Source organism: Nonomuraea wenchangensis (assembly GCF_900111685.1).
Classification (GTDB): Bacteria; Actinomycetota; Actinomycetes; order Streptosporangiales; family Streptosporangiaceae; genus Nonomuraea; species Nonomuraea wenchangensis.
This window is the reverse complement of record NZ_FOHX01000027.1, coordinates 39,075-58,167: the sequence shown is the minus strand read 5'-3', so window position 1 is coordinate 58,167 and position 19,093 is coordinate 39,075. Positions and strand designations below refer to the sequence as shown.

The following is a 19,093-nucleotide window of genomic DNA, read 5'->3' as shown; positions in this document are numbered from 1 at the left end:
CTCACCCGGTGGAACGTATTTCAGAAAAGCTGCGAGGAATTTCGGGCGGGGTTGGCATATGTCCCGGAATGGAGGGGTTTCCGCAGGAAACACCCCCGTTTCTCACCATCCGCAGTGAATCAATTACCTACAGTTCTTGTTTGTCCGAAAGTTTTTTTGGGCGGATTACGCCCACGAACGCAGGCCATGTCCGATTAGAACGGACAAAATGACCGCCGGAATCTCGTTACTACGATCGCCGCACTCGCGGCGAAGTCACTACGATTCAAGGGAGCTGGTAGCAAGCGATCTCACTAGCCGGTCGGCGTCCAATTGGGTCGGCCGGCGGACCGGGGCCAACCCCACAAGGTTCCTGATCCGGTCCAGGAGGTGAGTTCGCTGCACAGCTCCCCGAGAGAACCAGACGGCGAAGACAGGCTGTTGCTCCTGCAACTGCTGCTCATCCTGCTCGACTGGGCTCTCAACAGAGGAGGGCTCAGCTAGCCGCACCAGCGGCTGACTGAGCCCCCACGCGGGGCCTCGGCTCTCCATTGGCACGGTGGCCGGGGCCTCGCGACAACTCCGCGAATGAATCATGCATGACTCACTCCCTCGTAAACCATACTGTGTAGCTGCCTCGCTTGTTCAGAGCCCCGCACATCCAAGTTCCTTCCAACGCACCATTTCTTGGCTCGTTCGCGCTGTTGTTCCTCAGAGATAAGAGCGTCGGGCGCGAACTTCGAGCTTCGACGCCGCGGTGGTTCCGGTCGCCGTGCACGAGATGAGCACCGCGCGGGAGAACGGATCGCCCACGGCCATCGCCGGGGTCAGGTGTATCCATCGCGACGCCGATCCCGGCCCGAACACGCTGATCACGCCCGTCCGGTCCGTGCCTCCGGCGAGGTCCCAGGTGTCGGTGGTGACGATGGCGGCGCGCATGGCGGCGGCGTCGATCAGCAGCCGCTCCGAAGCCGTGATGGAGTTCGCCCCGGCAGCGAGCAGACCCACCGCGCCCTGCGTGGCCACGTCCCGCACGGTGATGTTCGTGGCCGGCCCCGTGACGCGGATCAGAGCGTCGGTGACGGGCGCGGTGCTCCCGGCGAGGGTCGCGATCGGCTGGTCGGCGGTGTTCGCCGCCCCCTGCCAGGTGGCGGTGGTTTCGTCGCGCCAGTAAACGCCGGGCACCTCGACCACGGCGGTCAGTCTGGCGCGGGCCGCACCGACCCGCAGCTCGGGCTCGCTGGCGGCAACCACGGTCACGTCGGCCACCCGCACGATCGCCCCGGCCTGGTAGCGGAGGCTCATGAGCCGGTGCCGGACGCCGAGCATCGCCGCCAACGCTTCCAGGTTGGTTTCGAGCTGGGCAAAGCCGCCGTCGCCGCCGGTCGGGGTCGCGCCCGTCACGGTGAACACCAGAGAGAACGACGTGATCTCGTGGTCGAGGCCCGTGATGGGCAATTCACCGGCGCGGCCGGGCACGGAGACGCGCACGGCCCGCGCGCCGGGGAGCGGCCTGCGCTGGGTGCCCTTCTTCAGCTTCCAGCAGCCGGCCGGGTGGTCGAGCGGCACGCCGTCCAGCGTGTACGACGGCACTAGATCACCCCCAAGGCGCTCGTGAGCTGAAGCCCGCGGTTCACGCTGGCCGAGGTCGGTTCGGCTTGCGGGTAGTAGTTCGTCTGGTGCACGACGACGCGCGACGCTCCGCCGAGGCCCGTCCCGGCCGCTCCGCCCGGCACGGCCAGGCCCGGCATCTGCATGTCGGGGATGCCCGCGCCGGCGACGATCCCGGCCATGCGCTGCACGGCGGTGCGCACCAGTCCTCCGGCCTGGGTGATGCCGAGGGCGAGTCCGGCGGGTACCTCGCGGCCCATCTTGGCGAACAGCTTCGACGGCGAGTGGATGCCGAGGAAGTCGAGCACGGGCTGCGGGAGGATGGACCGGAGGAAGCCGACGATCTTGGATTTGATCTGGTTTCCGGCGGCGACGATGCCGTTCCAGAGGCCGTCCATCAGGGCTTTCCCGGCGTTCATGATCGTGTCGCCGAAGCCCTTGATGGCCGACATGATCGATTGGAAGGCACCCTTGAAGTCGCCGTTGATCAGTTTCACCAGGGCCGTGATGATCTTGATCCAGAAGGGCAGGAGCGACGTCGCGATCTGCACCAATGGTGGGACGATCGGCTGAATCACGCCCAGGATGGAGGACATGCTGCTCACCCAGGAGGTGATCAGCGGGATCAGTTGCTTCGTCAGCTCCACCAGGGGCGGGAGCAGATCCACCGCGAGCTGCACCAGGGGCGGAAGCACCGTTTTGATGGCTATTGCTAGCACTTGTCCGATTTGAGCGGCGAGTGGGGCCGTGGCCGCCGCCAGATCCGTGATCGCGCTCGACAAAACCGGAAGAAGTGGCTGCAAACTGGACGAAAGCGCCGAAATCACGGGGGCGAGCAGCGCCGCCAGATTCGCCAGCGCCGCGCCCAGAAGTTGACCCAGAATCCCGGCGAGCTGACCCACCACCGGCAGGAGTGGAGCCGCCGCAGCGAGCACCGCCGAGATCCCCTGACCGAGCGCGAGCAACCCCGCCTGCATCGCCGGGTTCGCGAACGCCTGCGACAGCATCTGCGCCACGAGCGTCAGCCCTGGACCGAGCGCGGCCAGCGCAGGACCGAGCGCACCGACAGCGGCGGCGAGCCCAGGGCCGAGGGCGACCGCGATGGCGGCCACGTGCGGCGCGACCAGCGCCAGCGCACCCCCGAGCGCCGTGAAGATCGGCATCAGCACGCCGCCGACCTGGGCGAGCGACTGGAAGATCGTGACAAGGATCTGCTGGCCCTGCGCACTGTTGACGAACTGGTTTAGCTGGCCGAGGAGTTGGCCGAGCACGCCGAGCGCGCCGGACCCGCCGGTCTGCATCGCCGAGAAGACCCCTCGGACGATCCCGATCAGGTTCCCGGCGATCTGGCCGAGCTGCTGGAACACCGCGACGGCGCCCTGCATCCAGGCGAGCGCCTTGCCGCTGGCGGCGGCCTGCGACAGGAACTCGCCGAACCGGGCCGCCGCCGCGGCGATCCCCGGCGCGAGCCCGGCCGAGAAGCCGGCGCCGACGACGGCCAGGTCCCGGAACCCGGCCAGGACCGGCTGGATCGCGGGCAGCGTCGCCGCCACGGCGGACCGTAGCGACGCGAAGATCGAAGACAGGGCGGCGACGGTCTGCCCGGACGAGGCGAACCGCGCCACCTCGGCCGCGCCGAGCCCCATCTGCGAGGCGACGCCGGACATGCCGGACCTGAGCGGACCCGACAGCGCCGCCGCCACGGCGGCGATCTGGCCGGCCAGCGGGGCGAAGAACGCCTCCTGGACGCTGCTCTTGAGGGCGTCGATCGCGGGCTTGGCCGCGCGCAGCTCCATCGCCGCCGCCCGCGCGGCCGGTGACAGCCCGGCCAGGGACTCGGCGAACTTCTTCGGGTCGTCGGCGAGCGCCGCCGAGAAGGCGTCGCCGACCCCGGACAGCGCGATCTTGAGTGTGGCCAGCGCTCCGGCGCCGAGCGCGAGCGCGCCGGGCAGCGCGGCCACGATCCCGGCGGCGGGCGCGAGCGCCGCGATCAGGCCGAGCGCGCCCTGCGCCGCGGCGGCCAGGCCGGCGGCGGCGGTCGCACCGGCCACGGCGGTCGCCGCCAGCCGGGCACCCATCTGCACCGACCCGGCAGCGATGGAGCCGGCGTGCGCGCGGAACTCGGCGGCCTTGGCCCGGAAGAAGCCGATGGCGCGGCCGAGCGCGCTGGTGAGGTGGTCCTTCAGCCGGAGCCTGGCGAACAGCTCGCCGACGTTCACGACGGCCACCGCCCTTCGATCAGAGAAAGATCAGGAGGCGTGGCGGCCTGAACGCTGGCGGTAACGCCAGCAGAAGGAGAGAAGGGGGAGGGAGGGGTCAGCGGCGGCGGCCGGGGCCGTCGTCGCCGGGGTCGAGCGCGCGGGCGATCCGCGAGTCACACACGAGCAGCCCGGCGATCCGGGTCCGCAGCCACCGCCACGACCGGTCGCGCAGTGCGCCCGACCGGTCGAGGTCGATGCCGTACGTCTGGTGCAGGTCAGCCTCGATCAGGTCCCAGCGGGTCAGCAGGTCCAGCCAGGACACTGCGGGGCCTCCGGTCAGGCCGAGTCCGTCGTCCGGGTCGTACCACTCCGCGAGCCCCGTGACCGGGTCGATCGGGCCTGCGCCGCCGCCGCCCGGCGAGCCTTCCGGTTCGGGGCCTCCGCTTCCCCCGCGCCGGCCTCCCAGTGCTTCGCGGCGGCGTCCGCCCCGGCGGCGATCCACAGCATCGCCGTCTCGCCGATGTGCTGGATCACCGGCCAGTCGAGCTTGTCGGCGAACAGTTCGTCCCAGACGGGGCCAAGGATGCGCTGGTACAGGTCGGTGTCGCCGCTGTCGCCGCTGTCGCCCTCCAGCACGGACTTGGCCAGGTCGCCGAGCCCTTCGGCGTCCACGTCCTGACCGGCCTCGGCGGCGATCCCGGCGTGCATGAGCCGCTGCACCAGCAGGCCCACCTCGCCGTTCGGCGGCGGGACCGCGTACGTCTTGCCGCCGACCGGTAGCCGCAGGTACGGGTCGAAGAACTCGTCCAGGTTCCGGAACTGCGCCATCATGCCGCCAGCGGGTTGTCGATCTCGACGTCCTCGCCCGAGCCCAACAGAGTGAAGCTGAAGGGTTCGAGGTCGGTCTTCTCGCCGCCCATCGTGAACTCGTTGACCTGGCACAGCCCCTGGTACGCCTCGTCGGAGCCGTCCCGCCGGTACCAGCGGACCTCGATGAACGCGCCCAGGCCGACCTTGCGGGCGGCCTTGCGGATGTACTCCTGGCCGGCGTCGGGCACGAACACCTCGGTGTTGTTCCGCTTCCGGCGGCCCTCGGCCTCGATCTTCCACTTGCGTTCGGTGATGACGTCCGAGCCGTACCCGGACTCGTCATCGAAGTCGCCGTCGTCCTCGACGTTGTCGTCGGTGGACTTCTCCCACTTGGACAGGCCACGAACGCGGGTCCACGAGGGGGCGGGAGCGCCCGGCCCTGCGGTGTTGACGTCCATGCACCAGTGCTTGGCGAGCATGCTCACCAGAGTCATGATCGTGTCTCCGTTCGTGCGCGCGATCCTGGCCGCGCCAGGCCCGCGATGAAGGAAAGGGAGCGGGGCTAGTCGTCGTCCCGCTGAGCGGTGGGCCAGTGCACCATCAGCTCGTAGCTGTCGGCGCGTTCCCACCGGCCGGAGGAGTCCCGGCCGGGCGGCGCCACCACCGTGCGCCGCGCGCGCAGCACCAGCACCCCGGACGACAGCCGGACCTCGGTCAGGCCGTGCAGCACGGAGAAGACGGCGTCGGCGTAGTCGCCCACGTCACGCGGGTCGCCCTTGGCCCGCATCCGGAGCTGCACGAGCACCGTCGAGTCGCCGCCGTCCAGGTCGTCGCCGCCGGTCCCGTAGATGGCCAGCGAGATCGCGGTGTCCGGGGTGGCGGGCAAGCCGCCGATCGTGAGCGCGAGCTGATGCGGCCCGTACGCGCCGACCGGCGACCACACGCCGACCCCACGCTCCGCGAGCAGCGCGGCCAGCCCGTTCAGCAGCGCCCGCGAGAACTGGCCCGGCAGCGGCGGTGACGGCGTGGTCATCCGCCGAGCGCCTTCCGCACCGCCTTGGCCACCATCGCCCGCACCACCTCGGCCTCCTCGTACAGGGTCGTCTCCAGGTACTTCGGCTCGCCCTTCAGCGGGTGCTCCCAGTCGAGCTGTTCATGCTGGGCGACCGCGTACGGCTGATCGAACGAGATCACGCCGTCGAGGTTCGACCGGTCCACGACCGCCGACCCTGACCGTTCCAGGTCGCCGGTCTGCCACGGCACCTTCGGCTGGGTCGCCGTCAGCACGTGCTCGGTCGCCGCCTGGAGACCCCGCTCGATCGCCACCCGCGCCTTGGCCTCCAGCGCCTCGGGGTTGACGTGCAGGTCCAACCGCACGTCCACGTCGATGCCGCGTTGCGTCATCGGCACACCACCTCCGTATGGTCCGGCGTCGGCAGGCCCCCACCGGATCGGTTATGGGACGCGATGACCGTGGTCGTCCGGTCGTTCACGGTCACCCGCGACCCCTCCGGGCAGTGCGTGCCGGGCGGGAAGAAGATCGTCGTATCGGACACAACTTCCGAGCCCTCCGCGTTGCGGACAAGCCGCCGCTCGTCGTCCACCAGGCACCGCTCCGTCACCTGAGAGCCGAAGATGGGGCCGTACGCGCCGTCGCCCTCGTACGGCTCGATCGTCGCGGTGTGCGTGAATACCCACTCGGGGATCAGCACCGCTCACCACGCGCCCTGGTCGATCACGAAGCCGGGCAGCAGGCCCGCGACGCGCAGGATCGACGCCGCGTCCGGCGCATGCCGGGCCGGTCCCGCTTCGCCCCCGCCGGCGCGGTCGAGCTTCACGGAGCCGATCGACACCGATTTGAACGCGGCGGCCACGCCGTACGGGTCGCCGACCGCCACCGACCAGGCGGCCTGGGCGCAGGTCGCCCGCCGGATGGCGTCGGCCACCTTCTCATCGGTCGGCAGCTCTGTGGCCGGGTCCACCGCGTAGACCGCCGTCACCAGCAGTTCATCGATCCGCTCGCTGGCCCGGGCCAGCACGGCGTCGATCCCGTCCGGGGCCGGCTTGCCGGTGTAGGCCGCGTAGTCGTCCGCGTTCGCGTACACCATGTCGGCCTGCCTACGGCATCTCGTACACGGCGACCGTCAGCCCTGACGGGTCGGCCGGGTAGTCGAGGTACACCTTGCCGTCGTCCTGGGCGTAGATGTCGCCGAACGGCGGGATCAGCACGTCGCCGGTCGTGGCCGGGATGACGTACGGCCGGTCGGCGAGCGGTTGCCCCTCGACCTCGCCGGGGATGACCGCGGTCACCGTCTTCGGGCTGCCGGAGCTGTTCCGGATCCGGACCAGCCGCTTCGCCGAGTGGCCGAAGGCGTGTCCGTCCACGGCCGCCGCGGTGGGCAGCGCGCCCGCCAGGGACAGCCCCGCCTTCGGCATGGGCGTGATCGGAAGGTCAGTCCTGGCCACCGCCGCCCCCCTCCTCGTCGTCGTTGTCGGAGTTCTCGCCGAACTCCTCGATGAGCGCGTCCTTGCGCAGGCCCTTCGCGTCGGCCTCGGCCATGCCGCGCGCCACGGCGTAGGCGACCCACGCGGCCTTGTTCGCGGACTCGGGCGGCCGGCCAGGCGTAGCCTGGCCGGAGTTCGACGGGCCTGACTCCGGTTCCCCCACGCTGGTGGAACCGGAGACGGTCCAGTTGGGGAGCATGTCCAGGCACGGGTCACGCTCGTCCAGGAGCACCACGTCGCCGGTGTTGGCGTTCGCGTACCGCCACCTCACGCGACGACCCCGTGAATCTTCACGGCGCGGTCGGCGTCGAGCGTCTTGACCCCGTACAGGGTGTCGATGCTGACGATGTCCTGCTTCTTGGCCTGGTCGTAGCCCATGACCACTCTCAACGCGAATCCCTTGTAGGACTCGACGTGCGCGTTCGCGGCGCCCTGCGGCAACACCAGCGGGCGCGTCACCAACGCGAACGCCGTCTTATGAAATGCGACGCCGATCTCCGTGTTCGGCTGGCCGGTCGTCGGCGTGCCGGACGGGCCCTTGATGTTCTGCGTCTGGTAGCCGTCGTGACCGAAGACGCGCCTACCGAGGTTGGCCTCACGCAGACCCTCGGTGTCACCTCGGGTGTCGGCCTGGTGGAACAGCGGGTCGCCGAGCCACTGCGCCTCGATCTCCGGCCCGACCACGACGAACCTGTCCGTGGGCGGCACGTTCCGCTGGTTCAGCACGCGGCGCGCGTCGATGACCACGCGCGGGTTGTCCCACGCCCACTCGTTGGTGCCGGTGACGGGGCCGCCGACGCCGGTCACCGTGGTCCCGGCCGTACCGACCCTCTGGAGGACGTCGGCGCGCAGCGACAAAATGTCGCGGTCGATCCGCTGCGCGATGGCCTCGACCGCCGGGGCAAGGAGCTGGGCGTTGAAGTCGATGATGTCCAACGTCAACTCTTCCGACGTAACAGCGAAGCTGACGTCAACGAACTTGTCGAGGGTGATCGGAATGCTGCCCTCGGTCGCGTTCTGGATCTCGATGCCCGTCGTCCGGTTGAAGCTCTTGGCCTCGAAGATCGCGGGCTTCCTGATCGTGATCGTGTCGCCGATCCGGTTCACGAACTCGGCCTCGTAGTCGCGGTGGACCAGTTGGGCCATGACCGTGGTTTCATACAGGTTCGCCAGCGCCTGCCGGGCGATGATCGACGGGGTGAGGAACGTGTTCGGCATCGGGCCTTCTCCTGACGGATGCCGTTGGCGTTACCGCCAACGAGCGCGTTAGGACGACTTCTCCTTGGCCGCCGCCGCGCGGCGCTTCCGGAAGTCGTCGATGGTGGGTTCGGAGCCGCTGGGACGCGCGCCAGGCCCGCCGGCGAACTCCCCTCCGCTCCGGGGAGGCGGCCCCGCCAGGGAGCCCGCCTTGTACTTCGGGTGTTCATCGATCGCGAGCTGGATGACCTCGCCGAGCTTCGTCGCGAAGTCCTCGCCGTCCGGGTCCAGGTCGCGGACCTTCTTCACGAAGGACCTGGAGTCGAGGAGGGCTTCCGGGTCGGCGCCCATCTGCGAGCCGGCGCGGTGCACCGCCAGCTCGATCAGGGCACGGCGGTGCCGCTCCTTCTCCTGATCGCGTTCCTTCGCGGTCGTGTCCTTCTCAGCGGTGAGCTGGTCGATCACCTGCTCGGGCGTGAGCTGCTTCTCCTGCTCGCCGCCGATCAGGCCGAGCGCCTGGCCGATCTGCTGCGCGAAGTCGGCCCGCACCTGCGCGGTGACCTCCTCCGGCGACGGGCCTGCCTTCTTGGCGGCCTCGTCGGCGGCCTTCTGCGCGTCGGCCATCTTGGACCGGTAGTCGGCCGCTTCCTTCCGCAGGTCGCGGAACAGCTTCTGACCCCACGCCGGAAGCTGATCCACCTTGATCGCGTCAGGGTTGATCGGCTCGTCCGGGTTGATCCACGAGGACCGGTCCGGGTGCGTGACCCCGGCCGCTGACGTGCCGCCGTCCTGCTGGGCGCCGCCGTCCTGCGGCTGGCCTTCGCCGCCGAACTGAGATCCGCCAGCAGCGCCGCCGCCGTCGCCGCCGGAGCCGTCGCCTTCGCCGCTGCCTCCGGCGATGAGCCGGATCGGGGCGCCGGACTTGCGGTAGCCGATGATCGCGCCAGGCGTCGTCAGCAACGAGTGATCGAACATCTTGGCCCTCCCGGAGCCGGACAAGAGGAAGGCCCGCGCCAGGCGGGCCCAACGGATCACACAGGCGTACGGCCCGGCGTCAGGCCGGCCGGTACCTGCGGTAGATGCGCACCCACAGCAGCGCGAGCGCTTGAGAGCGCGCGTCGCCGGCGGGGTCGTACGGGCATTCGGTGACCGGCCGGTCGTGCAGCGCGGCCCACCGCGCGGTCGTGATGGCCGCGCGCCGGTCGAGGTCGGTGAGGCTCACCGCCGCTGCTCCTTCGCTCGCTGGGCGGCCTTGCGGTCGGAGGCGCGGCCGAGCATCTGCGCCCGGAACTCCACCAGCGTCATGCGCGGGTGCTGCTCCCACCACGCGCGCAGCTCCTCCGAGGCGTACTTGTCGGCGCGGGACTGCGGCCCAGACAGCAGCGTCCGGCCGTCGATCCCTGCCGCCCGCCCGGCCGCGTTGGTGAGGACGCCGCGGGCGTAGCGTTCGGCGGCGATGAACTGAAGCTCAAGCCACTCGTCGTACAGGCGGCGGACGACCTGGTCCAGGGTCTCGCCCGGCCGCCGCTGGGCTTCGGCGTGCGCGCGGGAGTCCTGCCGCCGCATCTGCTCGGGGTCCACGCCGTACACCTGCCCGTAGGCGTCCATCGGGTCGATGCCGTCCGCGATGAGGTCGGTGACGGCGCGTTCCTCGGCGGTGTCGTCGGACCGCCACGACCACGTCGGGTTCTGCTCGCGGGCGTCGAGCGCCTCCAGCAGCCGCTCCAGCGCGACGGGGTCGCCCTCGTCGGAGAAGCGCCGCACCAGTTCCAGCACCTGGTCGTCGCCGGCGTTGGCGAACTCGGGCGGCAGGTCGGCGACCGCTTCGCGCACCCGCTCGTCCCGCTGCCGGTCGCGGTCGCGGTCGCGCTGCTCCAGCACGTCGGTGATGCGGGCGACCGCTGCCTCGTCGTCGGCCCACCGGCCGAGCAGTCCGGCTAGTTCCTCGTCCGTGCGCTGGTCGAGGTCACGCGGGATCGTCTCCTGCCGGACCCGGTCGGCGCGGGCGGGGATGCCCGACGTCTTCGCGTGGTCCCGGATCTGGTGGGTGAGCCGGTCGGCGCGGGCCGCCGCCTTGCGCCGCTGGTCGGCGTCGAGCGCGACCGCCGCCTGCCGGTTCGCGGCGCGCAGCTCGGATTCGAGGCGGCGCATCTTCTGCGACGCCCGATAGCCGTCCGGCCCGGCGGGATGCATGGCCGGCCGCGGCGGGCGGGTCACGCCTGGCAGGTAGGCGCCGAGCGTGTGGCCGCAGCCGGGATGCAGCAGCCCGGCGGCGCGGGCCTGCGTCACGGTGCCTTCCACGAGCACGTCCACCAGGTCGTCGGAGACGGCGGACTCCTCGCGCCGCCACCCGATCGGCCCTTCCTGCGACAGGACCGTGCCCTCCCAGACGGCGCACCGGGCGCACGTGAACGGCAGCCGGGAGACGATGACGAGGTCGATGCCGTTGGCGGCGAGGGTGGCGAGGTGGCCGTCCGTCGCGGCCTGCGCCATCGCGGTCCGCGTGGCCATCTCGGCGTACGCGCTGGCGGACCAGACCCGGCCGGAGGTGTCGGTGAAGCCGGTGATGCCTCGGCGGGCGACCTGGTCCAGGAGGCGGGCCTGGGCCTGGCGGCGGGTGATCGCGCCGGTGAGCGCCTGGGCGGCCACCTGGTTGACGATCTGCTGGAACAGGAACTCCGGCGCCGACCGCATTCCGGGCTGCGTGGAGGCGACCAGCCGTGTCGCGCGCCGGGCGATCTCGATGACGCCCTGCCCCTGCGGGATGCCCTTGCGGGAGCCGAGCCGTTCCAGGTCGCCGGTGGCGCGCTGCGCGCCGCGCCGCCATGCGGCGTTGACGCCGTCCGTGACCAGCCGCTCCGACAGCCGTTCCAGCCGCCGCACGATCTGGTCGGCTTCGCGCCGCAGCGCCCGCACTTCGGCGAAGCGCGGCCCGGCGTACTCCGGTTCGCCTTCGCGCTTGGCCAGGGCCTCCGAGACGACGCGCAGCAGCTCGCGCTCGGCCTGCCAGTAGATCGCGGCCACCGCGCGGGCGTGGTCGAGAGCGGCCTCGATCTGCGCGGCCTCCTGCTGCGCGGCCGGGAGCGCCAGCGTCGGCGCACTCATCAGTCGTCGCCGGCGGCGTCGGGCACGAGCACGTCGCCGAGCGTGTCGGGGTCGGGCACGTTCAGGCCGAGCTCGTCGCGCAGACGGTTGCGTTCCTCGATGACCTGGTGGTCGTCCCACTCCGGGTGCAGGGTGCGAATCTTCGTCTCCAGCGACATGGCCTGGGCCCGGTTGAACAGCTCGACGGTACGGCCCAGCGACTCCGGGTCCGGTTGGATGCCGTCCGGCCAATGCACTTCGATCTTGTCGGCGGCCACCTTCTGCCCGAACACGGCCCGGTCGATCGACAGCAGCACGTCCGGCGCCCACTGGAGCGTGGGGTTCCAGTAGCCCGTCTTCCGGCCCCGCGTGCTGAAGGACTTACGCTCGCGGGAGTGGACCTCGGTCGCGGTGACGGCCTGCCCGGACCCGTCCGCCTCCCCGAAGGACTGGGCCGAGTATCCGGCGCCGCGCAGGATCTGGGCGGCGAGCGCCTTCCCGCCGTCCACGTGCTCCTTGACCCGGATCGCGAACTGCGTCAGCGTCAACATGCTGTTGGCGGCCGACCCCGGCGGCGGCAGCATGCCGAGCCCCGCGTAGATCTCCCGGTCCGGGTCCCACGACGCGCCCTGGCCGCGGCCGAGGCTGTCGAGGAAGATGTCCGGCACGATCACGCGGCCCTTGCCGATGCGGAAGTCGCGCATGAAGCTCGTCCACACCTCGTCCAGGGCGTCCATGAGGTGTTCGACGCCCTGGTAGTCGGAGCGGCCCAGGCTGGTGCCTCGGATCAGCCGGTGGGGGCGCATGTTCGGCACGTAGGAGACGAGCAGGCCGCGCGGGTAGTAGGAGTCGAACCCGCCGCTCTCGTCCACCTGGTCGGCGTAGATCGCCGTCTCCGGGTGGTCCTCCAACGGCACCTGCATGCCGAGCCGGTCGGGCGTGCCCAGGTACAGGCCGTGGTAGACGCGGCCTTTCTCGTGCCGTTCCAGGTGCCGCCACACCTGCCGGTCGTCGTCCTCGGCCAGCACCCGCCAGAACGTGACGGCGGCGAGCTTGCCGTACCGGAATTCGGGCACGGCGGCGTCCGGCGGGAGCACGCTGAGGACGGGGTGGTCGTACATCTCCGTGTCCCAGCCGGCCCGCAGGTAGACGCCTCCGTACGCGCTGCTGGTCTCGGCTGCCTCCAGGAGCGCCCCGTAGACCCCGGCGTCCCGCAGGATCTTGTCGAGGCGGGCCTGCGACTTCTTCCCGGCGATCCTCAACGTCGGCGGCTCGCTGAACAGAAGATCCGCGCTGGTCGCGGAGATGTCTCCGGCGATCGGCACGTGCAGCTTCGTGGAGCGGACCTGCCCGGCCGGGACCGGCGTCCCCCAGAAGTAGCGTGCCGCGCGCTGGAGCCAGCCGCCGAAGCTCTTGTTCGGCCGGTCCCAGCCCTTCGGGTCCAGGCCGATGCCGTGCACCGCCCCGGACGCGCCGTACACGTCGGCCAGCCGGTCCGGGTCGCCCGCGTACCAGGCTCCCCACTCCTCATACAGCCGCATCTCGCGCCGGATGTGCGGCGGCGGCCACTCCTGGTCATGGTCCGGAAGCGGCATGATCTTTCGCCCTCACTGTTCGCAGAGTCAGATGACGTCGATCAGTCCGGCAGGCAGCACCGGAAGCTGCGGCGGCGCGGTCACCCGCACCCACGCCTGCCAGGTGCCTTCCGGCCGGGAGATGGTGCCGCCGGGGCCGAACAGGATGCGCGCGGTCGCGCCTTTCCCGGTGACCGACGCGGTGTCCCATTCGGCTTCGGCCCAGTCGTCCTCGACGGGTCTCACGCCGGGTTTCGTGAACGCGATCTCGACGTCCTCGGTGCCGTTCGCTCCTCGCACCCAGATGGGGAGCAGTTCACGCGACAGGCTGGAGATCGTTTCCGCCATCGTGGGCTCCTTACGTCAGGTGCGTCGCGGACCAGGACCGGCGGGGCGGCTCAGCGCGCCACGGGCGCGGCGCGAGGCTGGCGTGCCACAGGCGGCGCGGCCCGTCCGCGCTGTCGAGCGCCCGCCCGACCTCGGCCACCGCGGCGGAGTCCGTGGCGGTCGCCGAGTCCATGGCGGCGACCGGCCGGAGCGCGGCGCCCGCGTCGGCGGCGGTCACGCTGTCGGAGGCGTCGATGACGACGAGCACCGACGCCGACTCGGTCAGGGCCACCGCGTCGGCGGCGACGGGGCCGGCGTCGGCGTGCTCGGCGAGTGCCGCCGAGTCGCTGGACTGCTTGAGCACGTCCACCCGCGCCGACTCGGTCAGGGCCGCCTCGTCGGCCGCGCCCGCCGCGCCGGCGACGGCTGCCGTCTCGGCGGTGCCCGCCGCGTCCCCGGTGGACGGGCCGATCGTCTCCTCCCGCGCCGCCGTCTCGGCGAGCGTGGCGGCGTCCAGGGCGGCGAGCCCGACGTTGGCCTGCTCGACCAGGAAGGCGGAGTCGTCCCGGAACAGGGAGACGACCAGCGCGGACACGTCCGCCAGCGCGCCCGTCTCGACGCGGGCAGGACTCGAGACCGTGGATGCCTGCTCGGCCAGGGCCGCGGCGTCGCCGGTGCCGGGCCCGGCGGCCACCGCCGCGTCCTCGGCTGCGGTGGCGGCGTCGGCGGCGGCCGGGCCCGCCGCCGCCTCCTCGGTGAGCGTGGCCGAGTCCGGGCGGATCAGCGTCACCGATGGCGTCGCGAGGTCGGCCGCCACGGCGGTGTCGCTGCCGCTCTTGGTCACCAGCGCCGGACCGGCCGAGGGGATCGCGAGCGTGAACCCCATCGTCAGCGACAGGCCGGGCGAGGACGTGAATGCCGCGGTGCCGGTCGGGGCTGACGAGCTCAGGACGCGGTGAGCGAGCGAGGCCGTGGTGTAGATCTGCGACTGCACGCTCGTGCCGGGGGTGAAGCCGGCGGGTGCTCCCCACGTGGTGGCCGACCCGGACGGCGATCCGATGAACCGCAGCTCGACGTCATCCGGCCCACCTGGCGTGATGCCGGGCGTGTTGTGGCTGGTTGGGAAGACGTTCGGGGTGTAGGTGTCGAGCGGCTGGTACAGGATCGGGGTGGCCGCGCCGGACAGGGCGACGACGATGGCGAGGCCGTCCGCCTGGCCGTTCTGGGAGAAGCTGTAGTTCGTCGGTTCGGACGCGCCGTGCGTCTTGTACCAGAGCTTCACGCCCGCGCCGGAGCCTGACCCCCACTGGCGGGCGACGAGCAGGTTCCACGTCCCGCCGCCGGACGGGGCGCCCATGACGGTCAGGTCGCCGATGTCGGCGGCCTGGTAGGCGACGAGCAGGTCCCCGGCGACGGCGGTGGGCGGGCGGGCGCAGGTGAACGCGGCTGCCGTGCCGGACGGGGCCGACGTGACTTGGCGGACCGCCGCAGGCATGGGACTACGCCAGGGTGAGGGTGACGGTGAGCTGCCACGACGCGGCAGCGCTCTTGGACCCCAGGTTCTCCACCTTGCGGTTCAGCATCCGGCCGCCCGCCGCCCCGTTGAAGATCCCCCACTCGTTCCAGGCGAAGTTCGCGTCGCCGGTGCCGAAGGTGGCGCGGAAGGTCACGGTGGCGTTGCCGCTGCCCGTGCCGTCCGTGTGCTGCGGGTAGCCGGCGTCCATCGCCTTGCGCACCTTGTTGGTGGCGGCCTGGAGGTCGGTCTGGGTCGCGGCTGCCGCCGTGGTGGAGTCGCCGACGCCCACGTGGGCGTTCGCCGCGTTGAAGAAGGTGAGGCCCTGGCCCGCGGTGGCGGTGCCGTTGCCGAGGAGCGCCTGCCAGATCGCGGACGCGCCGCCGTGCATGAGCAGATTGCCGTCGCCCTCGATCACGTCGTACGGGACGGCGCCGGGCGTGGGGTCGCCCCAGAACTTGGCGACCTTCCAGGCGCAGCGCCAGACCAGGGCGTCCCGGCGGGAAAGCATGTCGTCTGCGGTCACGTCAGCGGTCATGGTGAGCTGATCTCCTGCCTACAGCGGATGGTGAACCGGCGGGGGGCCTGCGGTGCCCCCGCGTGGCCGGCCGCCGCCCCTCAACGGCGGGCACGACCTGCGGGGGCACCGGGGCTCGACGCACGCGTACGGGGATGCCGCGTGCGGAGCGGGCGTGCGCGCCTGGCCTGGGCCGCCACAACACAGGGCCGGGCGCGCACGCGTCTTAAAGCTGGGGGACGGGTTCGAGGAGCCGCATCCACGCGGCCTGCGTGGTGTGGATGGCGTAGCGGAGGGCGTCCACGCCGTGGTCATGCTCTTTGATCGGGGCGTCCTCGCCCTTCTCGGCTTTCTTCTCGTCCCAGGCGTAGCCCACGATCTCGTCCAGGAGGTGGCGGCAGGAGGCGTGGACGCGCAGGTGGTCGGCGGCCATCAGGTTGGACACGGTGCGGATGCCGTCGAGGACGGTGTTGTCGCCCTGCTGGGGGCGGAAGCCGTCGCGGTAGAGCTGGGTGATGAACGACGCCGCCGAGGGGTCCACGATCAGCCAGGCGGGCCGCACCCCGTGCGTGCCGGGGCCGTAGCTGTCGGGGATGCCGTCGAGCCAGTCGGCGAGCCGCATGCTGTACTCGGCGTCGGTGAGCTGGCGGCGGGTGGCGCGGGAGTCCCACCGCCATTCGCTGGTGACGTAGATGCGGCGCTGGCCCTGGGCGTCGGGGACGCTGACACCGACGAGGACGGCGTGGAACGGATTCGCGGTGCCGTAGTCGATGCCCAAGGCCAGCCACTTCTCCATCAGCGGCAGATCGGCGACCATCATGCGGTCGTCGTCCCACATGTCGAAGATGGCGCCCTCGGCCATCACCCACTGGCCGAGCACGAACCGCTTGTACCAGAGGCCGGTGTACTCCTTCTTCAGCGCGGCCACGTACGCGCGGTCCAGGGCGTGGTTGTCGTCCAGCCGGAAATGCCAGCTCTTGAGGTCGAGCTCGTGAGCCCGGTCGAGGAAGTCCCGCTTCAGCCAGTGCGACGGGCTGTCGGGGTTGGTGGAGCCGAACAGCTTCGCCCCTGGCACGCTCAACCTGGACAGGAGCATGTCCCAGAACGGCCGCTCGATCAGCGTGATCTCGTCCACGTACGCGCCGACACCGGTCATGCCGCGCAGCCGCGTCTCAGCGCGGGCGTCCGCACAGGAGATGATCTCCACCTTGCGGCCCAGCATGGTCGCGGTCGGGGCGCCGCGCGTGTAGGAGATCCGCGCGGCGAGCGGCCCCGTGATCGCCGGGTCCATGAGCGGGTCGAAGATGTTCCGCGAGATGGTGTCGGCGGTCTTGCCGACGACGATGAGCGACCCGCCGCGAGGCGCATTCGCGACGAACGCCAGCCAGCGCAGCAACGAAGCGATCGTCTTCCCGCTTCTGATGGCCCCCTGCCAGATGTTCAGGCGTGCCGTCGATTCGGCGATGCTGCGTTCCTGCTTGGGCGACAGCCGCACCGCGAGCCCCAGCGCGCCGCCGGTCATGCCTCGCCGCCGGCGTCGTCCCACAGCACTTCGCCCGTGACGACCTCGGCGTGCACGTCGGCCGCCGCGATGGCGTCAAGGTCCGGGTCGGCCACCTGGTAGCGCTGCTGAAGCTGCGCCAGCATCGCGCCGAGCAGCGACGCCATGTCGTTGTCCGGGGCGCCGTTGCGGTTGATCTGGTCGAGCCCGAGCAGCGACGCCCGCTTATGGATGATCTTCAGGCAGGTGTCGGCAGCGTTCACCTCGCCCTTCAAGACCTTCGGCCAGAGGGCGGCCATCATCCGGTCCAGCCGGTCGATCTCCAGGTGCAGCAGATGCTCCGCCGCGAGCCCTTCCGCCTTCGCGGCCCGCTTCAACGCGGCGGTGATGTCGCCGGCAGCCGCCTGCGGGCTGTTGTAGCCCAGCCGCTCAGCGATCAGCGTGGGCGAGACGCCGGCGATCCGCATCTGGAGCGCCTGGTTACGCCGCTGGGCGAGCTCCAGTTTCCGCCGCTCGTCAGCCATCGCCAGAACTCACCTCATCCGTTGCCGGTTCCGCCAACGTTGTTACTCGCCGCCGCCGTCCGCGTCGTCGGCCGCCACCTCGACGGCCAGCAGGTGGTCCACCACGTCGGGCAGGTGCGGCTCCACGATCTCCACCGTCTGCCCCGTCACCCACACGCCGCGGGCGCCGATCTGCTCGGCGAACACCGCGAGCGCGGGCGTGGACCAGCCGTCGCCTTCGGCCGGGGCCTGGTCCACGATGAGCGCGAACGGCTCCTCGCTGATGCCGCCGATCTCGTACAGCGGCAGCCGCAGCACCTGGACGCGCACCTACTCCCCCTCGCCGCCCTCGCCGCCGGTGTTGCCGCCGGCGCGCGGGTTGTAGCTGCGCTCGAACACCGACCGCGACTCCTTCCAGAACGAGCCCGCGCCGTCCGTCACGATGTAGTCGCCCAGGACGGCGCGCAGCATCCCCTCCGGGGTCTGGAGGTCGATGTACTCGGCGCTGCGGCCTCGGAGCGCGGGCTGACCGACGATGCCCTTCAGGTTGGACGTGTCGTTGATCCAGGCGACGATGTCGTCCAGGTCGAGCCCGTTGACCTCGACGGCCTGCACGACGGTGTCCACGGGCTCGTACTCGCGGATGTCCACAGCCATGATCAGTTCTCCGTTCCTGTTGGCGCCCGGTAGCCGTACCGGGCGCGCTCCTGGGCGATCTTCTCGGCGATGGCCGCGCGTGCGGCAGGCCCCCATTGGCCGCTGGTGACCGCGTCGTCGTCCACCTCGACCGCCGCCGACACGGTGCCGCGGCCGGGCCGGACCGGGATGCCTTCACTGTCGGCGGCGACCCACTCGACCACCCATGAGTAGCGGGCACGCCACTCCAGCCGGGGCCGGCCGAGCCGTTGCCGCTGGAGCGTGAGCCGCACCGGGTGCACTTCGCCGTTCCCGAGGCAGACGAGCCCGTCCGAGGTGTCGTGGTCGGTGTAGCTGTACCGCTTCCGCCCGAACACCTTCTCCACCAGGTCCAGGCTGATCCGGCCATGCATCCACCACGGGTCGTCGCGAGACCAGTGGTCACGCCGAGCCCACACCTGCGTGCGAATCTTCCACCCGCCGATGTCGAGGCCGATCACGCGCGACTCGTAGCCGGTCGGGTTCAGGCGGCGCTGCAACCAGGTGCCGAACCGTTCGGTGTGCAGGTAGAGGATGCCGAACGGCCACACCCCCAGATGGGCGGCGAGGACGTGCTCGCTGCCCGCGTTGCCGACCTTCACTTGGACGGAGAGCAGGTCCCACGTCTTCCCGATGACCAGCTCCCCGCCGAGCGTCCCGGTCGGCTTGCCCGGCCACGTTCCGGGCAGATGCATGCCGCCCCGGACGAACGTGTTGCCGGGGCCGAGCAGCGTCCGCAGCAGCGGGTCGTTCATCTCCTCGCCGGCGTACGGGCCGTCGTACGGCTGGCCGATGCGCCACCCGTCCGGGTCGAGGCGGCCTTGCGGCTCTGGCCGGACACCGCACCGGTCGCACACCACCCACCGCGCCGCGCCCGTCCCCGGCGGCGTCGGACCATACCCGTCCACGACCGGCCGGTGGCCTCGCAGGCGGCAGACCAGCATCAGACGGGGCAACTCCTCCAGCCAGAAGCCGCGGTGCACGCGGCGGCCGGGGCGGGGATCGTCGTCCCGGTTGAGGTAGTCGGTGGTATGCCAGCGCATGACGGAACTCCTGGATGGGTGAGGGGAAGCGCGAGCGCCCGACCGCGCCCGAG

Annotated in this window: 25 protein-coding genes; 1 reads left to right on the top strand and 24 read right to left on the bottom strand. The window is 71.2% G+C overall.

Translation table 11 applies throughout. From position 1 onward, the window contains the following. Positions 1-690: 690 nt before the first annotated feature. Together BMW85_RS45965 and BMW85_RS45960 are read right to left on the bottom strand one after the other, a co-directional pair. The gene (locus tag BMW85_RS45965; RefSeq protein WP_091094068.1) at positions 691-1,572 is read right to left on the bottom strand and encodes a hypothetical protein; all 882 of its coding nucleotides are present in this window, start codon (positions 1,570-1,572) and stop codon (positions 691-693) included. Further along, positions 1,572-3,668, bottom strand: coding sequence for a phage tail protein (locus BMW85_RS45960; protein WP_143082640.1), 2,097 nt, complete (start codon positions 3,666-3,668; stop codon positions 1,572-1,574). The genes BMW85_RS45965 and BMW85_RS45960 overlap by 1 nt, the downstream gene beginning before the upstream one ends. A 30-nt stretch (positions 3,669-3,698) precedes the next feature. Here BMW85_RS45960 and BMW85_RS50180 point away from each other — a divergent pair, with 30 nt between their 5' ends. Further along, entirely contained in the window at positions 3,699-3,860 is a 162-nt protein-coding gene (locus BMW85_RS50180; RefSeq protein WP_177241236.1) for a hypothetical protein, read from the top strand. Positions 3,861-3,906: 46 nt separating this feature from the next. Here BMW85_RS50180 and BMW85_RS45955 read toward each other — a convergent pair whose 3' ends face one another. From BMW85_RS45955 to BMW85_RS45855, 22 genes are all read right to left on the bottom strand, one after another. Beyond that, on the bottom strand, positions 3,907-4,113 hold the full coding sequence (locus BMW85_RS45955; protein ID WP_091094066.1) for a hypothetical protein: 207 nt from the start codon (positions 4,111-4,113) through the stop codon (positions 3,907-3,909). A gap of 14 nt (positions 4,114-4,127) precedes the next feature. Further along, the gene (locus BMW85_RS45950; RefSeq protein ID WP_143082639.1) at positions 4,128-4,622 is read right to left on the bottom strand and encodes a DUF7426 family protein; all 495 of its coding nucleotides are present in this window, start codon (positions 4,620-4,622) and stop codon (positions 4,128-4,130) included. After that, complete coding sequence (locus tag BMW85_RS45945; protein ID WP_143082638.1) at positions 4,619-5,095, bottom strand: phage tail tube protein; 477 nt, start codon at positions 5,093-5,095, stop codon at positions 4,619-4,621. The genes BMW85_RS45950 and BMW85_RS45945 overlap by 4 nt, the downstream gene beginning before the upstream one ends. 68 nt (positions 5,096-5,163) lie before the next feature. Beyond that, positions 5,164-5,634 (bottom strand): minor capsid protein, encoded by a 471-nt coding sequence (locus BMW85_RS45940; protein ID WP_091094063.1) that lies wholly within the window; start codon positions 5,632-5,634, stop codon positions 5,164-5,166. Continuing rightward, entirely contained in the window at positions 5,631-6,005 is a 375-nt protein-coding gene (locus BMW85_RS45935; RefSeq protein WP_143082637.1) for a hypothetical protein, read from the bottom strand. The genes BMW85_RS45940 and BMW85_RS45935 overlap by 4 nt, the downstream gene beginning before the upstream one ends. After that, the gene (locus BMW85_RS45930) at positions 6,002-6,313 is read right to left on the bottom strand and encodes a hypothetical protein (protein ID WP_091094061.1); all 312 of its coding nucleotides are present in this window, start codon (positions 6,311-6,313) and stop codon (positions 6,002-6,004) included. The genes BMW85_RS45935 and BMW85_RS45930 overlap by 4 nt, the downstream gene beginning before the upstream one ends. A 3-nt stretch (positions 6,314-6,316) precedes the next feature. Continuing rightward, a complete protein-coding gene (locus tag BMW85_RS45925; protein ID WP_091094060.1) occupies positions 6,317-6,709 on the bottom strand; it encodes a hypothetical protein in 393 nt (130 codons plus the stop codon). Positions 6,710-6,719: 10 nt separating this feature from the next. Then, on the bottom strand, positions 6,720-7,067 hold the full coding sequence (locus BMW85_RS45920) for a hypothetical protein (RefSeq protein ID WP_091094059.1): 348 nt from the start codon (positions 7,065-7,067) through the stop codon (positions 6,720-6,722). Further along, positions 7,054-7,377, bottom strand: coding sequence for a hypothetical protein (locus tag BMW85_RS45915; protein WP_091094058.1), 324 nt, complete (start codon positions 7,375-7,377; stop codon positions 7,054-7,056). Before BMW85_RS45915 ends, BMW85_RS45920 begins: the two co-directional genes overlap by 14 nt. Beyond that, positions 7,374-8,324, bottom strand: coding sequence for a major capsid protein (locus BMW85_RS45910; RefSeq protein WP_091094057.1), 951 nt, complete (start codon positions 8,322-8,324; stop codon positions 7,374-7,376). Before BMW85_RS45910 ends, BMW85_RS45915 begins: the two co-directional genes overlap by 4 nt. 48 nt (positions 8,325-8,372) lie before the next feature. After that, entirely contained in the window at positions 8,373-9,278 is a 906-nt protein-coding gene (locus tag BMW85_RS45905; RefSeq protein ID WP_091094056.1) for a hypothetical protein, read from the bottom strand. 79 nt (positions 9,279-9,357) lie between these two features. Continuing rightward, entirely contained in the window at positions 9,358-9,525 is a 168-nt protein-coding gene (locus BMW85_RS50175; protein WP_177241235.1) for a hypothetical protein, read from the bottom strand. Further along, on the bottom strand, positions 9,522-11,408 hold the full coding sequence (locus tag BMW85_RS45900; protein WP_091094055.1) for a phage minor capsid protein: 1,887 nt from the start codon (positions 11,406-11,408) through the stop codon (positions 9,522-9,524). Before BMW85_RS45900 ends, BMW85_RS50175 begins: the two co-directional genes overlap by 4 nt. Then, positions 11,408-12,982, bottom strand: a complete 1,575-nt coding sequence (locus tag BMW85_RS45895) for a phage portal protein (RefSeq protein WP_091094054.1) — start codon at positions 12,980-12,982, stop codon at positions 11,408-11,410. Before BMW85_RS45895 ends, BMW85_RS45900 begins: the two co-directional genes overlap by 1 nt. Positions 12,983-13,009: 27 nt before the next feature. After that, positions 13,010-13,309 (bottom strand): hypothetical protein, encoded by a 300-nt coding sequence (locus tag BMW85_RS45890; RefSeq protein WP_091094053.1) that lies wholly within the window; start codon positions 13,307-13,309, stop codon positions 13,010-13,012. Positions 13,310-13,319: 10 nt separating this feature from the next. Continuing rightward, the gene (locus tag BMW85_RS45885; protein WP_091094052.1) at positions 13,320-14,783 is read right to left on the bottom strand and encodes a hypothetical protein; all 1,464 of its coding nucleotides are present in this window, start codon (positions 14,781-14,783) and stop codon (positions 13,320-13,322) included. A 4-nt stretch (positions 14,784-14,787) separates the two neighbouring features. Further along, positions 14,788-15,339, bottom strand: a complete 552-nt coding sequence (locus BMW85_RS45880; protein ID WP_091094051.1) for a hypothetical protein — start codon at positions 15,337-15,339, stop codon at positions 14,788-14,790. A gap of 205 nt (positions 15,340-15,544) precedes the next feature. After that, positions 15,545-16,840 carry a PBSX family phage terminase large subunit gene (locus BMW85_RS45875; protein ID WP_177241234.1) on the bottom strand — a complete coding sequence of 432 codons (1,296 nt, stop codon included), beginning with the start codon at positions 16,838-16,840 and terminating at the stop codon, positions 15,545-15,547. Beyond that, complete coding sequence (locus tag BMW85_RS45870; RefSeq protein WP_091094050.1) at positions 16,837-17,343, bottom strand: hypothetical protein; 507 nt, start codon at positions 17,341-17,343, stop codon at positions 16,837-16,839. Before BMW85_RS45870 ends, BMW85_RS45875 begins: the two co-directional genes overlap by 4 nt. 42 nt (positions 17,344-17,385) lie before the next feature. Then, complete coding sequence (locus BMW85_RS45865; RefSeq protein WP_091094049.1) at positions 17,386-17,652, bottom strand: hypothetical protein; 267 nt, start codon at positions 17,650-17,652, stop codon at positions 17,386-17,388. Further along, positions 17,653-17,979: a hypothetical protein gene (locus BMW85_RS45860; RefSeq protein WP_091094048.1), complete on the bottom strand. Its 327-nt coding sequence runs from the start codon at positions 17,977-17,979 to the stop codon at positions 17,653-17,655. It abuts the gene before it with no gap. A 2-nt stretch (positions 17,980-17,981) separates the two neighbouring features. Further along, positions 17,982-19,040, bottom strand: a complete 1,059-nt coding sequence (locus tag BMW85_RS45855) for a hypothetical protein (RefSeq protein ID WP_091094047.1) — start codon at positions 19,038-19,040, stop codon at positions 17,982-17,984. Positions 19,041-19,093: the final 53 nt, after the last annotated feature.